We start from the raw sequence: 16,624 nt of genomic DNA on the forward strand, positions 1-16,624 counted from the left end.
TCAAAAGGTCGTCCCAGGCTTGCAACGGGGGCGATCTTTTTCATTTTCTCATAGAATCTGTTGAATTCGGCAATATTTGCCGCAACATCGCAAGATTTGCTATTATTGTAGCTATTTTCTGAAAAAAATGATACTATGGAACTGATGTTAATATTTAGGGGGAATCGTTCAATTGTTAAAAGGGGCTAGAACCAAGACCGGTAAAAAAATTGATGAACTGACTGTCGGCGAAAGGATCCACTTGGTTGAAACCATAGAAGACAAAGATTTGCTATTATACTTGGGTTTAACCAATGACAGCAATCCTTTGTACATTCAACATGAATATGCCAAAGAGACAGCCTTCAAAAAACCGATTGTCCCGCCAATCATGTTGAATGGGATTGTAACAAGCGCCATTTCGAAATATTTGCCCGGTCCAGGTTCGCATATCCGGGAACAGAATTTAATAAACTTGGAACCGGTATATCATTATGAAACCATCGAAATTTTGTTGGAAGTTCAACAAATTGATTATGAAAACAACCTTGTGATGATTCAAGTCAATGGAATGAACAAAAAGCATCAGCTTGTATTGCAAGGAATCTTCAAAGTTTTCCCTCCAATGAAATAACAAATTCCTGGTTTGAAATGGGGGTTTCAAATCATTACGCACTTGATGGAGGAAAAAATGACAGACAAAAAAACTATTTTAGTCGTAGAAGATGAAGCACCTATTGCGACATTGCTGAAATATAATTTGGAACGTGCAGGGTATGAAGTTTTAGTTTCCAATGACGGAAAAGAAGGATTGGAAATTGCCTTAAACGAATCGCCGGATTTGATCTTATTAGATCTTATGTTGCCCACGATGGATGGGATCGAAATCTGCAAAGAATTGAGGGGACAAAAGAAAAACATTCCCATCATTATGTTGACAGCCCGGGACGATGAGTTTGATAAAGTGTTGGGGCTTGAATTAGGTGCCGACGACTATATGACAAAACCTTTCAGTCCAAGGGAAGTCATCGCCCGTGTTAAAGCGGTTTTGCGCCGTTTCCATCCAGCGCAGCATGAACAGGAAAAAAAGAAATATTATCAGTTTGGCAATCTGGAGGTTTATCCGGACCGATTTGAAGCGTTTTTAGATAAACACCCCCTTGAATTTACACCGAAAGAGTTTGAATTGCTTGTTTATTTATTGGAAAACAAAAATCGCGTGTTGACCCGTGAACAATTGTTAAGCGCCGTATGGAACTATGATTTTATGGGGGATACGCGGATCGTTGACGTTCATATCAGCCATTTGCGGGATAAAATTGAAGAGAATAGCCGGAAACCGAAGTTTATCAAAACAATAAGGGGAATCGGTTATAAATTTGAGGAGCCGAAATGATGAAGCTGCCTAGTAATCGCTTGTTTTTTATTTTCATTGCGTTAACCGGTTCGGTCATAGCTGTCCTTGGCATTGTACTGGGTCAGCTATTTCCTTTCCTTATGGAAAAAATTTTTTTAACAAATCATATTCCCTTTACCGAAGAACAAATTGATGAATTGAAAATTCAGTTTGCCTTTGTCCTTGCGCTCCTGTTGCTCATCGCGTTTTTGCTCATTGCATACATCGGAAATCGCCTCATTCAGGAATTGCTCAATCCGATTGAAAATGTAACCCAAACGGCCCGTGAATTAATAAAGGGAAATTATCTCGCAAGGTCATATGCGAACGGTCCGGCAACGATCCTTGAATTGCGGAAATCCATCAATATATTGGCCCGCAATCTTCAAGAAATTGAAAAGATGAGGGAAATTGAAGAGGAGCGCCTAAAAACGTTAATCGAAAATATGGGCAGTGCTCTCATCATGATTGACAGGGAAGGGACCGTTTCCATCGCCAACGCCCTTTTTTTGGAAGAATTTCATTTGACCTTCCTTGAAGTGGAGGGAAGGAACTTTCTATCCCTCGGTCTGCCACGGGAATTGGAGAAATTTATTGACCAAGTGTTTTTAACGGAGCTGCCTTATCGGAAGCAAATTGAAATGGAAATAAACAACGAAAAAATATACAAACAAGTATATGGGGCGCCCGTTGTAGGGGAACATGGACGATGGCTCGGAATCGTGATTGTGGTGCATGATATCACCGAATTAATACGTCTGGAACAGATTCGAAAGGATTTTGTGGCGAATGTTTCACATGAACTCAGGACTCCAATTACTTCGATTAAGGGTTTTTCTGAAACGTTGCTGGATGGGGCGTACAGAGATGAAAAGATGCTCCTTTCCTTTTTGGAGATCATTTATCAGGAAAGCAACCGCCTTCAAGTTTTGATTCAGGACTTATTGGAGCTGTCAAAAATTGAACAGCATGGTTTCAAGGTGCAATTGGAGCCGACAAGTCTGAAAGATGTCTTGATTCGGGCGGTTGAAGTGACGAGTCCAAAAATGGATGAAAAAAACATGGAATTTGATGTGGATATTCAACGGGATATCAAAGTGTTCGGCGACAAAAACCGCCTGATTCAAATTTTCACAAATCTTATAACAAACAGCATTACCTATTCCCCTCCTCATACGGTGATCACATTAAGAATCAAAGAAGATGGAGACCATGGAATCGTTGAAGTGGAGGACGAAGGAATCGGCATTGAAAAAAGTGAAATTCCGAGAATTTTTGAAAGGTTCTACCGGGTGGATAAGGCCCGCAGCAGAAATTCGGGAGGCACCGGTTTAGGCCTTGCCATTGTGAAACACTTGGTGGAAGCCCATCGGGGAAAAATAGAAGTGGAAAGCACAGTGGGCAAAGGAACATGTATGAGGGTAAAGATTCCTTTATACAGGGAAAATTAACATTCTTTTTACAATCCTGTAATGAAAACTTCATACTAGGCATTTATAGTACTATAGTGAAACCCCTATTCAATCAGGATTTGTCCTCTTATCAAAAAAGCCGCCTTTTTTGGCGGTTTTTTGTATTTTTATCGCATTTTCGAGTTTTTTTAGTAATTTTTAAATTTTCTTTGAAACTTTCATTGTAACTATTTCGTAAATCAATTAACTTAACTTTTACAGAGAAAGAGAGGGAGAACATATTGAGCGTTAAGAGGGCTTTGTTTATTTCAGGATTAACAATTATTTCAATTATTTCCATTATTATCATCTTTACAACCTGGTATACCGTAGATGAATCGGAACAGGCGGTTGTGATCACCTTTGGACAGGCGACAGAAACGGTTACAGATTCCGGGTTGCATTTTAAATTGCCTTGGCCGATTCAAAAGGTGGAAGTGCTCTCAAAAGAAACCTACAGTCTGCAGTTCGGTTATGAAACGACAAAAGACGGGGAGATTATCACAAAAGACAGCGAAACGAAAATGATTACCGGTGATGAAAATATCGTGCTCACCGATTTGGTCGTTCAATATAAAATTTCCGATCCGGTGAAATATTTATTCCATTCGGATGATCCAAAACAGCTGTTGCATCACGCGACATCAAGCGCCATCCGTTCCATCATCGGCAGTTCCACCATTGATGAAGCGTTAACGGATGGAAGGGCGGAAATCGAGAATCAAACAAGGGATTTATTGGTGTCTGTGACGGAAAAATATGATATCGGTGTGACGATTTTGGCAGTAAAATTGCAGGATGTGGAATTGCCGAACAAGGAAGTCCGCGCTGCTTTTACAGCTGTAACGGATGCGCGGGAAACGAAAAACACGAAAATTAACGAAGCGAAAAAATATGAAAACCAAAAACTCAGCGAGGCCCAAGGGGAAAAGGATGCAATCATTTCCCGCGCGGAAGCCGAAAAAATAGCCCGCATACAACAGGCCCAGGGGGATGTGGCCGTTTTTAATAAACTTTACAATGAATATGTGAGAAACCCGCAAGTTACGCGTCAGCGCCTCGTTTTGGAAACATTGGAGGAAGTGCTTCCAGGGGCAAAAATTTATATCATGAACGATAAAGGAGAGACATTGAAATATTTACCGCTGCAACCACAGCAAACTGCCGGAGAGGACGGAAAAAAGAGCGGTAATGAAGGGAGCGGTAAAAAACAATGAGCAACAATTACTATGACGGAGACTTAGATAAATTCCTCCGGAACCTTTTTGGAAACAAAAATAAAGGAAAGAAAAATGCTAAGGTAAACAAAAAGGGGCCGGACGATAAAAAAATCATCAGGACTGCCAAACCGCCAATGGAACCGAGGAAATTTATAAAACCTGCCATCATTCTTACCGCGATTGTCGCAGTCATTGTTATATTCATTTCAAACGTTTATGTTGTAAAAGAGAATGAGTTTAAAATTGTCCGCCAGTTTGGCGAAGTGGTGAAATATCAGGATAAGCCGGGCCTTTATGTAAAAATCCCGTTTATCCAAAGCGTGACGACTTTACCGAAGAATTTAATGATTTACGATATGTCATCGGAAGAAATTAACACGTTGGATAAAAAGCGGATTATTATTGATAACTATGCGGTATGGCGTGTAACCGATCCAAAGGCGTTAATTACAAACGCAAGATCTTTGGTGAATGCCGAAGCGCGGATGGAAGAGTTCATTTATTCGGTATTGCGGACAGAACTTGGGCAAATCAATTATGATGAGATCATCAACGATGAAAATTCAGGGCGGGGCAGCCTTTCCGACAAAATCACAAAAAATGTAAATGAATTATTGAAAAAGGACAATTACGGAATTGAAGTGGTGGATGTCCGAATCCGCCGTACAGATTTGCCGGAAGAAAACGAAGAGTCTGTTTATAAACGGATGATTTCCGACCGTGAATCCATCGCACAAAAATATTTATCCGAAGGGGATGCGGAAAAGAACCGGATTGAAGCCAATACCGACCGCCAAGTGGAAGAAATGATTTCCACAGCGAAAAAAGAAGCGGCATTGATCATTGCGGAGGGGGAAGCGGAAGCGGCGAAAATTTATAATGAAGCTTTCTCGAAAGATCCGGAATTTTATGAATTGTACCGCACTCTGGAAAGCTACAAGAAAACAATCGGCGATGATACGGTCATCATTATTCCTCAGGACTCCCCTTATGCCAAACTATTGTCGGGATATACCGAAAATCGATAATTACGAAGAGAGACTTGTATTTTTGAAGGATGGTGCCGGATTGAGGATCAGATAATGGAGGATAGGGAAACGTTGATGTTTCCCTATCCGCTTTCTTTTTTGAATCAATAAAAAATGATGGATAGATTAGCAATAATTACAACTTTATCAGCCTATCAGCCTCATTATATACTACTATATAGTAATAATGATAGAATTGAGGCGATTTTATGAGCCGCTTAAATCGATGGATCCAGAACAGTTTATTGGCGGTCGTAATGGCTTGCAGTGTTACTGCGTTATTTTATTCGACGCCGTATGCTTGGTCCAAATTGGAAATTTTACATATTCCAGTATTATTTATCATCGTTTTTCCCTTTTCCATCATCATTGCGGAAGATGTACGCACCAGCTTCAAAAAAGTGTTCCGTTATGAACAGCGCCGCAACAAGCGTTCCATCTGGCAGGTGGGGGTCGGAATGATTTTTTATTTTGCACAGGTGGGGATTGTCGAAGTGTTTTTCCGGTCCTGGATGGAAGCGGAGTTGGGCGGCATGCCATTGTACTTGGTCATTTCCTTTTTGAACGCTTTTCTGCTTACCGTCATTTATGAAGAAATTTTTTATACGGAAGAAATCAATCAGCCGCGTACAAAATGAATAAAGTTTGGAAAAAAACACGTATTTGTCGTTTTTCGGCAGATACGTGTTTTATAATGGAACTAACTGTGAAACAGTAATGGAAGACGATTTATTTCCGAAGGAGTGCAAATGAGTGGGAAAAGAGAAAGTGCTTTTATTGGATGGAAACAGTTTAGCTTATCGGGCTTTTTTTGCATTGCCGCTTTTATCGAATGACAGCGGCATTCATACAAATGCCGTTTATGGTTTTACGACCATGCTTCAAAAAATATTGGAGGAAGAAAAGCCGACAAAAATGCTTGTGGCGTTTGACGCCGGAAAAACGACGTTCCGTCATGAATCCTTTGAAGACTATAAAGGCGGCCGTTTGAAAACGCCTCCGGAATTGTCGGAACAGATTCCATATTTGCAAAAACTGATCGATGCTTACCGCATTCCAAGGTACGAATTGGAGATGTATGAAGCCGACGATATCATCGGCACCCTTGCCAGACAGGCGGAAGAAAAAGGCATGGATGTGGTCATTGTTTCGGGAGATAAGGACCTGACGCAGCTGGCGACAGAGAAAGTCAAGGTTTGCGTCACACGAAAAGGAATGACGGATATTGAACAATATACGCCGGAATATATCAAAGAAAAGTACGGACTTACGCCGGAACAAATCATCGATATGAAGGGACTTATGGGAGATGCGTCCGACAATATTCCGGGAGTTCCGGGCATCGGGGAAAAAACGGCGATTAAATTATTAAAAGAATATGGAACGATTGAAAATTTATATGAACACATCGGCGAGATGAAGCCGTCCAAAATGAAAGAAAAGCTGATCGAGAACGAAGAACTGGCGAAGTTGAGCAAACAGTTGGCGACAATTCATACAAATGCGCCGATTGAAATCACCCTTGATGATATCGATTACCCGGGGCCGGATGAGGAAGCGGTGCTTGAAATTTGGAAAGAGCTTCAATTTAAATCGTTAATTGAAAAGCATGATTTCAACATCGAAGAAAAAGAAAAGGCCGCCATCCATTTTGACATTGTCCGGGAACTTTCGGAGGACCTGTTCCGCGATGAAATGGCGGTTCACGTAGAAATGGAAAATGAACAATATCATACGTGCAACATTCTGGGGTTCGGCTTCACGGACGGTTCAAAGACTTTCTTTGTACCGGTAAACGTCTTCAAAGGGAACGAAATCCTGAAATCCTACTTTGAAGATGAAACAAAGAAAAAATATATGTCGGATTTAAAAGCGGCCCAATGCATTTTGAAACGCCACGGCATCCAATTGAAAGGCGTGGAATTTGACTTGCTCCTTGCTTCCTATATCCTCAATCCTGCAATTTCCGGCGACGATGTGGCGACGCTTGCGAAAGAATTCGGTTATACCGATGTTTATTCCAATGAATCGGTTTATGGAAAAGGAGCAAAATGGGCATTGCCGAAGGAAGAAGCGCTGGCCGAACATGTCTGCAGAAAAGTGCTTGCCATTTGGAACTGCAAAAATCGGGTTACTGAAAAACTGAAGGAAAATGAACAGTTCGATTTATACCATGATTTGGAATTGCCATTGGCGGTAATTTTGGGCGAGATGGAGAGCCGGGGGATTAAAGTGGATCTTTCCACCCTCGAAGAAATGGGAAAAGAGCTGCAGGAAAAAATTGCGCAGCTGGAGGAAGAAATCTATGAATTGGCCGGAGAGAAATTTAATCTCAATTCACCGAAGCAATTGGGCGTCATTTTGTTTGAAAAACTGGGGCTGCCGGTCATCAAGAAAACGAAAACCGGTTATTCCACTGCGGCGGATGTCTTGGAGAAATTAAGATACCACCACAAAATTGTTCAATTGATTTTGGAATACCGGACACTTGCGAAGCTGCAATCCACTTATATTGAAGGATTGATCAAAGAAGTCCATCCGGAAGACGGCAAAGTTCATACCCGATTTATGCAGGCATTGACTTCGACGGGCCGTTTATCTTCAACGGATCCGAACTTGCAAAACATCCCGATCCGTTTGGAAGAGGGAAGGAAAATCCGGAAAGCCTTTGTGCCTTCCCGTGAAGGGTGGCTTTTGTTCAGCGCCGACTACTCTCAAATCGAATTGCGGGTTCTTGCCCATATGTCAAAAGACAAAAACCTGGTGGAAGCATTCAAACAAGGAATGGATATTCATACACGGACGGCAATGGAAGTGTTCCATGTTTCCCATGATGAAGTGACTCCGAATATGAGAAGGGCGGCAAAAGCGGTGAACTTCGGCATCATCTATGGAATCAGCGATTATGGCTTGTCCCAGAACCTGGATATTTCAAGAAAAGAAGCCGGCGAATTTATCGAAAAGTACTTCCAAAGCTTCCCGGGCGTAAAGGAATATATGGATAACATCGTGCGGGAAGCCAAATTAAAAGGCTATGTCACAACGATTTTAAACCGCCGCAGATATTTGCCCGATATTACGAGCAAAAACTACAATTTAAGAAGCTTTGCCGAACGGACGGCTATGAACACGCCGATCCAGGGAAGCGCAGCGGATATTATTAAAAAAGCGATGATTGACATCGATGCGAGATTGAAAGAGGAAGGATTGCAAGCGAAACTTTTGTTGCAAGTGCATGACGAATTGATTTTCGAAGCGCCGAAAGAAGAAATTGAAAAGTTGAAAGAAATCGTGCCGGAAGTGATGGAAAATGCCATTGCCCTTGATGTACCATTAAAGGTGGATATCGCTTATGGCGAAACTTGGTATGATGCAAAATAAGGAAGTGAAATAATGCCTGAATTGCCGGAAGTGGAAGGGGTTGTTCGGGCGCTTGCCCCAAATATAGAAGGGAAATCGATTCTGGAAGCGACCTTGTCGGAAACCGTTTGCGAAGCTCACCGGCAAGGTAAGCAATGTATTGTGAAAAATATGGAGCCGGCGGACTTTGAAAGGAAAATGCGCGGCATGACGGTCAAAAAGCTGAGCCGGCGGGCCAAGTACATTTTCTTTGATTTGGAAAAAAATAATGAAACATTCCTGATGGTCAATCATTTAGGCATGACAGGCGCCTGGTTTATCGTCCAACATGAAAATGAAATCCTGGAGGAAAAGTTCCGGAATCATATTCATGCAAAGTTTTCGTTGTCAACAGGAGAGCTTCTCATCTTTTCGGATATACGGAGATTTGGAGAGTTCCGGTTGCTTGGAACCATTGATGAGCATCCGCCGCTTCTTCAGATGGCTCCGGAACCATTTGATGATCAGGCGTTAGACTATTTTTTGGAAAAATGCGGTCTTCCGAAATATAAAAACAAGCCGATCAAGGAAGTCATTATGGATGGACAAGTGATTTCCGGCTGCGGCAACATTTATGCGACGGAAGCCCTCTTTCGCGCAGGCGTCCATCCAGCGAGAAAAGCGGGAAGAATCAGCAAAAAAAGAAAGATCGACTTGTTTGAAGCCATTAAAAATGTGTTATCGGAAGGAATCGAAATGGGAGGTTCAACGATTTCCGATTACCGGAACATCAATGGGGAAGCAGGCGGAATGCAGCACAGGCTGAAGATGTATGGCAAAAAGGTTTGCCCAAACTGTTCCGCGAAAACAAAATCCATGATAATTGCGGGAAGAACAAGCGTCTATTGTCCAAAGTGCCAACATTAGAAAGGTGTTTATGTATGATTATCGGTTTAACGGGTAGCATTGCCAGCGGGAAAAGCACTGTAAGCAAGATGTTAAAAGAATACGGATTTCCAATCGTTGATGCGGATGTGGTGGCGCGCCAGGTGGTGGAACCCGGCAGTGAAACGTTGAATAAAATTGCCGAGGCTTTTGGAAAAGAAGTTTTGACAGAGACAGGGGAGCTTGACCGGAAAAAGCTTGGCTCCATCATCTTCAACGATGAAGAAAAGCGGCAGCTGTTAAACAGCATCATCCATCCGGCCATCCGCAAAGAAATGCTCCGGCAGCGGGATGAATATCTTGCAAAAGGCGAGAAAACGGTCATTATGGACATCCCCTTATTATTTGAAAGCAAATTGCAGCATTTTGTTGATAAAATTTTGGTTGTGGCCGTATCGGAAGAGGTGCAATTGGAGAGATTAATGAAAAGAAATCAATTATCCGAGGAAGAAGCAAAAGCGCGCATCCGTTCCCAGCTGCCGATGCCGGTGAAAGTGCAGGGAGCCGATGCGGTGATTGACAATAACGGCACCATTGAAGAAACCCGCCGGCAGCTTGAAAAAATTTTGAAAGAATGGGGAGTCCTTTAATCGGAGAAAATTTTTCTTCCATCCCATGGCGGGCAAATCGTCAACATAGGTCTCATCCCATGTTGCCAATGCGTTTTTTTCAATTTATGAGGAAGCATTATCCGTACTTTCGGCTTTTTTTCAGAAAATAATGATTTTTTAATTCTTATAATTGTTGGTACACGATTATTCATAATATGCTATACTAATTGAGAAATAGTAAACATAATTGAAGTAAAATAGGAGGCTATATAATGACAGTTTCGATTGCAATAAACGGCTTTGGTCGAATTGGTCGTATGGTATTCCGACAAGCAATTGTTCAAGATGATTTAAATATAGTAGCAGTGAATGCAAGCTACCCTGCAAAAACTTTGGCACACATGGTCAAATATGATTCCATCCATGGACATTTTGAAGGAACTGTTGAATATGAAGAAGATGCATTAATCGTGAACGGCAAGCGTGTGCAACTTGTTGCCGAACGCGATCCTGCGAAATTGCCATGGAAAGATCTTGGAGTAGACATTGTTATCGAAGCAACAGGCAAATTTAATGACCGTGAAAAAGCGGCTCTTCATTTGCAAGCCGGTGCGAAAAAAGTTATCCTGACAGCTCCAGGAAAAAATGAAGATGTAACGATTGTTGTTGGAGTGAACGATCACGTATTGGATGTGTCAAAACACGATATCATTTCCAATGCTTCTTGTACGACAAACTGCCTGGCTCCAGTTGTAAAAGTGCTTCATGAAGAGTTTGGCATCGAAAACGGTTTAATGACAACTGTTCACGCATACACAAACGATCAGAAAAACCTGGATAACATGCATAAAGATTTGCGCCGTGCACGGGCATGCGGCCAAAGCATCATTCCGACAACTACAGGCGCGGCAAAAGCGTTGGGCAAAGTCATTCCTGAGCTGCAAGGCAAAATTCACGGCCTAGCTCTTCGCGTGCCAACGCCAAACGTCTCCTTGGTGGATTTGGTGGTCGATCTTAAACAGGATGTAACGGCTGAACAAGTAAATGAAGCTTTCAAAAAAGCAAGCGAAGGCCCATTAAAAGGAATTTTGAATTACTGCGAAGAACCTCTTGTATCTGTTGATTACAATACAACAACTTACTCATCCACTATTGACGCGCCTCTCACAATGGTTATGGGAACTAGAAAAGTGAAAGTAATGGCATGGTACGATAATGAATGGGGCTATTCGGCACGCGTAATCGATTTGACAAAAAAAGTGGTAAAAGCGCTTGAAGCCGTAACTGCATAATGATCCGTTCCTGGTTCGTGTAGACGGAGTCCATCGGGCTTTGTCTACACTTTTTATTTTCAAAGCGGAACCGTTCCCTTCGAATAAATCATGAAAATTTTTTTATCGGATCCTCGATTTTTTCTTGCAAATATATTAAAATAACAACTTATGAATTTGTTATCAAGATTGTACATATGGGAAAAGTGATACATTTGATGTGTTTTGATATAATATTCAATAAGAAACTAGGCAGGGAGAAATTTTTATGAGATGTCCAAGTTGTCATCATAATGGAACACGTGTGATTGATTCGAGACCTGTTGATGATAATAAAGAGATTCGCAGACGGCGTGAATGCGAATCATGCGGATACCGTTTCACCACTTTTGAAAAAGTGGAGGAAACGCCATTGATTGTTGTCAAAAAAGATGGTTCAAGGGAAGAATTTAGCCGGGAAAAAGTGTTGAGAGGGCTGATTCGCGCTTGCGAAAAACGCCCTGTTCCGTTAGAACAACTTGAACAAATCGTTTATGATATTGAAAAAGAATTAAGAAGAATAGGAAATTCGGAAGTGCGCTCGGTGGATGTCGGGGAAATGGTAATGGATGAGCTGGCAAAAATTGATGAAGTGGCTTATGTACGTTTCGCTTCCGTCTACCGCCAGTTTAAAGACATTAATGTATTTATGGAAGAATTGACCGAATTATTGAACCGGCAATCTAAAAAGTAGCGATAGGGGGAGCAATAATGGTTCATTTGTATAAAGAGCTGCAACCCAAGGATCATTTTGACATCATCCTCCCTCATTTATCTTCCCATGACCGGCAGCTGTTGACGTTGTTTTATCAGCCTCTCACAGGCCCGGAACCGATCAGCTTGTATCTGACTTTATGGGCGGAAGGGGAAGATCCCCAAAAAGAGCCTTTGACCCATTACTATTTAATGAACGTGCTGGATATGCCGATCGGAAAAGTTTTTCAGGCGCGCATTTCTTTGGAGGCGATTGGACTACTAAGATCGTATCGGAAAGATGACGGGGAAAACCGTTCTTTTCTCTATGAGCTGGTGCGTCCACTCGATGCGGAAACCTTTTTTCAGGATCCGCTTCTATCGATGTTTTTATTCAGCAAAATTGGCGAACACGCTTACCGCAAGCTGCGCAAACGGTTCATCAATCGTTTCGATAAAGAATCGTACCGGGAAGTATCCCGAACGTTCATGGATGTCTATAAACCCGTCCACACAAATGTTCCTCAAGAATTCATCGAGCATCACGTGGAAACCAATAAACGGAATTACCCGTTTTATTACGAACAATTTGATTTTGATTTATTGCAAGCCGGGCTGTCGGAGCAATTGATTCCTTCCAGGGTATTTACCCTTGAAGTGAAAGAATGGATTGCGAAGCTCGCCTTTCTTTATCAGCTATCCCCGCTGGATATGCAAAAAATTGTGATATTGGCCATTGACGATGAAATGCGCATATCGCTGGAACGTTTAAAGAAAGCGGCAGCGGATTACTATAAATTGACCGTTTCAAAAGAAGTGCCGACATTTGAAAAAACATTCGAAACGGATCAACAGGAAGAAAACCGGCATCAGCCGGCAACTAAAGAAGAGGAGCTGATCCATTATCTTGAAACGACACCGCCGATTCAAGTGTTGCGGGATATAAACAACGGAAAGGAACCGGTGCCGTCTTCCGTCGAGCTGGCTGAAGATTTGATTTTGAAGCATGGAATGCCTGTCGGTGTTGTCAATGTCCTGCTGGAATATGTCATGCTGACGACAGATATGAAACTGCCCCGCAAATATGTGGAACGGATTGCGGACCACTGGATGCGAAAAAATGTTCGGACGGCGAAAGAAGCAATGGAACTCGCCCGTACCGAACGTGACCAATATATGAAATGGAAACTTGAAAACGAAGCCAAGAAATCATCCGCTGCAGGCTATAAAAAGCCTTCGCACAAAATTATCCGGGAAGAAAAAGTGCCGGACTGGTTCTATAAACGAAATGAACCCGAACCTGAGAAAGATAATGGCCCTTCAAAAGAAATCAATTTCGAGGAAGAACGAAGAAAAATTTTGCAAAAACTTGGTGTTTTAGACGGGTAGGTGAACGACAATCGAATCGATCAAAAAAGCATTGGAAAAATTTCAAATACCGTCCTTCGAAGAACGATACAATGCCATTCGGAATCAAATTTTAGAGCATCCGGACGTCCAAAAGTTTTTGGCGGAACATGATGATGTCGTCAACAAAGACATGGTGGAGCGGAGTTTGCCGAAGCTGTATGAGTACATCAGCCAATCCAGCGAATGCTGCAATTGCGGATCAACGGAGCAATGCACCAATTATTTAAAAGGATTTATACCCAAATTATGCATTGCCCATAATTCCATCGATGTGGAATATGAGCGCTGCAAGCAAAAAATGATAGAGGATGAGCGTAGAGAAATCGAATCGATGATTTCGAGCATGCATATGCCGAAAGACGTGTTATCCGCCACTTTAAAAGATTTATATATTGATGATACGTCCCGTGTGGAAATTGCCAATTATGCCGCCGACTTTATCGCCCATTACAAAAATACGGGGGAACTGCCGAAAAAAGGATTTTATCTGTATGGAGAATTTGGCGTCGGGAAATCCTTTGTTTTAGGGGCGATCGCCAATGAACTGGCAACTCTGAAAGTCGCTTCCGTGCTTGTGTTTGTTCCGGAATTTTTGCGGGAATTAAAAAATTCCATCCACGATCAGACGCTGCAGGAAAAAATCGACTATGTGAAGCAGGCTCCGGTTTTAATGCTCGATGATATCGGTGCGGAGACACTCACCAGCTGGACAAGGGATGAAATTTTAGGCCCGATTTTGCATTACCGGATGAGCGAGCAGCTGCCGACTTTTATCACATCCAATTTTGACTACGACGGTTTGGAACATCATTTGGCGCAGAACTCCCGTGGTGATGTGGAGGTAGTAAAAGCTGCGAGAATTATGGAGCGGATCAAAGCGGTGACCGTTCCGATCCGCATGACCGGCAAAAACCGCAGAAGATAGGCGAAAGATTATTTCCATGGTTGCATTTCTCAAATTCTCGGCGTATACTTTCAATTGTAGTGATATATTTCAGAAGCGGTGAAGAGGATACGAAGTTTGTGAGACGGCTGATAGAGAGGGAAACCTAGGCTGGAAGTTTCCTAGTACGACGCAACACTTTACTACCTCGGAGCTTTGGCGGGGTAAAATCCGCCAACGGACATCGGTACGTTACACCGGCCCAGAGCTTCGTCTGAAACGTTGTTTTCGGAAGGAAGAAGGGTGGAACCACGAGCGAGCGCGTCGTCCCTTTATTGGGATGACGTTTTTTATTTTAGATTGGCCTCCTGGATTGGAGGATTATGAATAAGAAGACATGCCAAATAAAATAGAGTAAAGGAGAATGATTATGGCTGAAGTGATTCAATTGACATTCCCTGATGGAGCTGTAAGGGAGTATCCTAAAGGTGCAACGACGGAAGACGTGGCAGCCTCCATCAGCCCTGGACTGAGAAAAAAAGCGCTTGCTGGAAAAATCAACGGAAAATTAATAGATTTAAAAACGCCGATTGACCAAGATGGCGCCATTGAAATTGTAACCCCTGACCATGAAGATGCCCTTGAGATACTCCGACATTCCACTGCCCATTTGACAGCCCAGGCGGTGAAACGGTTGTTTCCTGGTGCAAAATTGGGGGTTGGTCCGGTCATTGAAGGCGGATTCTACTACGATATCGACTCACCAACACCAATTACGGCTGATGATCTTCCGAAAATTGAGAAAGAGATGAAAAAAATCATCTCCGAAAACCTTGAAATTGTGCGCAAAGAAGTGACGAGGGAAGAAGCACGCCGCATTTACGAAGAAATCGGTGATGAATATAAATTGGAATTATTGGATGCGATTCCGGAAGGCGAACCGATTTCCATCTACTACCAAGGTGAATTTTTCGATCTTTGCCGCGGGGTCCATGTTCCGTCCACTGGCAAATTAAAAGAGTTCAAATTGCTTTCGTTGGCAGGAGCTTATTGGCGGGGCGATGCCAACAACAAAATGCTTCAGCGCATTTACGGCACAGCGTTCTTTACTAAAGAAGATCTGCAAAACCACTTGAAAATGCTTGAGGAAGCGAGAGAACGCGACCATCGGAAACTTGGAAAAGAATTGGAACTTTTTACTTTATCACCGACAGTGGGCCAAGGCTTGCCAATCTGGCTTCCAAATGGAGCGACAATCCGCCGCATCATCGAACGCTATATTGTTGATAAGGAGCTCAGCCTGGGTTATAAGCATGTTTACACACCTGTGCTTGGTTCCAAACGTTTATATGAAACATCCGGCCATTGGGAGCACTATTCCGAAGACATGTTCCCGCCGATGGAAATGGACAATGAAACATTGGTTCTCCGCCCGATGAACTGCCCTCATCATATGATGGTGTATAAAAGCGGCATGCATTCTTACCGCGAATTGCCGATCCGGATCGCCGAACTTGGCATGATGCACCGCTATGAAGCATCCGGCGGATTGTCCGGATTGCAGCGTGTGCGCGGAATGACTTTAAATGACGCCCACATCTTTGTTCGTCCGGACCAGATCAAAGACGAGTTCAAACGGGTATTAAACTTGATACTTGAAGTATATAAAGACTTCAATATCACGGATTATCGATTCCGTTTATCGTACCGCGATCCTCAGGATAAAGAAAAATATTATGATGATGATGAAATGTGGGAACGCGCCCAAAGCATGTTAAAAGAAGCAATGGATGATCTCGGCCTTGAATATTTTGAAGCGGAAGGCGAAGCGGCATTCTATGGTCCGAAACTTGACGTGCAAGTGAAAACGGCCATCGGCAAAGAAGAAACATTATCGACTGTGCAGTTGGACTTCTTGCTTCCTGAACGTTTCGATCTAACATACATCGGTGAAGATGGGGAAAAACATCGCCCGGTTGTCATCCACCGCGGTGTCGTATCCACAATGGAACGCTTCGTTGCCTTTTTGATCGAAGAGTACAAAGGAGCCTTCCCGACTTGGCTAGCCCCTGTCCAAGTGGTTGTGATTCCGGTATCCAACGAAGTGCATTTTGATTACGCGAAAAAAGTGGAAGAAGAGCTTCGCAAAGCAGGCATCCGCGTTGAATTGGATTTGCGGGAAGAAAAATTGGGCTATAAGATCCGTGAAGCCCAAATCAAGAAAATTCCATACATGTTGGTATTGGGCGATAAAGAAGTGGAAGCGAATGCGGTGAATGTTCGCCGTTACGGTTCAAAAGATTCCAAAATAGTGCCATTTGATCAATTCCTTGAAGAAATCAAAAAGGATGCACGAGTGTAAAAATCCATCAGGCAGGGATGCCCTTCAGACCAAGGGCCTTCCCTGCGCCTCCTTTGA

14 protein-coding genes are annotated in these 16,624 nt (G+C 42.7%); all 14 read left to right on the plus strand.

All coding sequences use genetic code 11. From position 1 onward, the window contains the following. Positions 1-172: 172 nt before the first annotated feature. The 14 genes from FKZ59_RS08735 (at position 173) to thrS (ending at position 16,567) form a co-directional block, all read left to right on the plus strand. The gene (locus FKZ59_RS08735) at positions 173-613 is read left to right on the plus strand and encodes a MaoC/PaaZ C-terminal domain-containing protein (RefSeq protein WP_141602377.1); all 441 of its coding nucleotides are present in this window, start codon (positions 173-175) and stop codon (positions 611-613) included. Between the two features lie 57 nt (positions 614-670). After that, positions 671-1,375, plus strand: coding sequence for a response regulator transcription factor (locus FKZ59_RS08740; RefSeq protein WP_141602378.1), 705 nt, complete (start codon positions 671-673; stop codon positions 1,373-1,375). After that, positions 1,375-2,826, plus strand: a complete 1,452-nt coding sequence (gene pnpS / locus FKZ59_RS08745) for a two-component system histidine kinase PnpS (protein ID WP_141602379.1) — start codon at positions 1,375-1,377, stop codon at positions 2,824-2,826. Before FKZ59_RS08740 ends, pnpS begins: the two co-directional genes overlap by 1 nt. A 242-nt stretch (positions 2,827-3,068) precedes the next feature. Next, positions 3,069-4,043: an FtsH protease activity modulator HflK gene (gene hflK / locus FKZ59_RS08750; RefSeq protein WP_181733240.1), complete on the plus strand. Its 975-nt coding sequence runs from the start codon at positions 3,069-3,071 to the stop codon at positions 4,041-4,043. After that, on the plus strand, positions 4,040-5,074 hold the full coding sequence (hflC, locus tag FKZ59_RS08755) for a protease modulator HflC (RefSeq protein WP_141602381.1): 1,035 nt from the start codon (positions 4,040-4,042) through the stop codon (positions 5,072-5,074). The genes hflK and hflC overlap by 4 nt, the downstream gene beginning before the upstream one ends. 209 nt (positions 5,075-5,283) lie before the next feature. Further along, positions 5,284-5,712, plus strand: coding sequence for a DNA polymerase I (locus tag FKZ59_RS08760; protein WP_141602382.1), 429 nt, complete (start codon positions 5,284-5,286; stop codon positions 5,710-5,712). Positions 5,713-5,827: 115 nt separating this feature from the next. Further along, positions 5,828-8,455 (plus strand): DNA polymerase I, encoded by a 2,628-nt coding sequence (gene polA, locus FKZ59_RS08765; RefSeq protein WP_141602383.1) that lies wholly within the window; start codon positions 5,828-5,830, stop codon positions 8,453-8,455. A gap of 12 nt (positions 8,456-8,467) precedes the next feature. Further along, complete coding sequence (mutM, locus tag FKZ59_RS08770; RefSeq protein WP_141602384.1) at positions 8,468-9,340, plus strand: bifunctional DNA-formamidopyrimidine glycosylase/DNA-(apurinic or apyrimidinic site) lyase; 873 nt, start codon at positions 8,468-8,470, stop codon at positions 9,338-9,340. Between the two features lie 14 nt (positions 9,341-9,354). Then, complete coding sequence (gene coaE, locus FKZ59_RS08775; protein ID WP_141602385.1) at positions 9,355-9,948, plus strand: dephospho-CoA kinase; 594 nt, start codon at positions 9,355-9,357, stop codon at positions 9,946-9,948. A gap of 233 nt (positions 9,949-10,181) precedes the next feature. Continuing rightward, positions 10,182-11,201 (plus strand): glyceraldehyde-3-phosphate dehydrogenase, encoded by a 1,020-nt coding sequence (locus FKZ59_RS08780; RefSeq protein WP_141602386.1) that lies wholly within the window; start codon positions 10,182-10,184, stop codon positions 11,199-11,201. Positions 11,202-11,448: 247 nt separating this feature from the next. After that, positions 11,449-11,913, plus strand: coding sequence for a transcriptional regulator NrdR (gene nrdR, locus FKZ59_RS08785; RefSeq protein ID WP_141602387.1), 465 nt, complete (start codon positions 11,449-11,451; stop codon positions 11,911-11,913). Between the two features lie 17 nt (positions 11,914-11,930). Then, entirely contained in the window at positions 11,931-13,301 is a 1,371-nt protein-coding gene (locus tag FKZ59_RS08790) for a replication initiation and membrane attachment family protein (RefSeq protein ID WP_141602388.1), read from the plus strand. Between the two features lie 19 nt (positions 13,302-13,320). Beyond that, positions 13,321-14,247 carry a primosomal protein DnaI gene (gene dnaI, locus FKZ59_RS08795; protein WP_281279209.1) on the plus strand — a complete coding sequence of 309 codons (927 nt, stop codon included), beginning with the start codon at positions 13,321-13,323 and terminating at the stop codon, positions 14,245-14,247. Positions 14,248-14,635: 388 nt separating this feature from the next. Continuing rightward, a complete protein-coding gene (gene thrS / locus FKZ59_RS08800) occupies positions 14,636-16,567 on the plus strand; it encodes a threonine--tRNA ligase (RefSeq protein WP_141602390.1) in 1,932 nt (643 codons plus the stop codon). Positions 16,568-16,624 lie beyond the last annotated feature (57 nt).

The organism is Ureibacillus terrenus (assembly GCF_006569205.1).
Classification (GTDB): domain Bacteria; phylum Bacillota; class Bacilli; order Bacillales_A; family Planococcaceae; genus Ureibacillus; species Ureibacillus terrenus.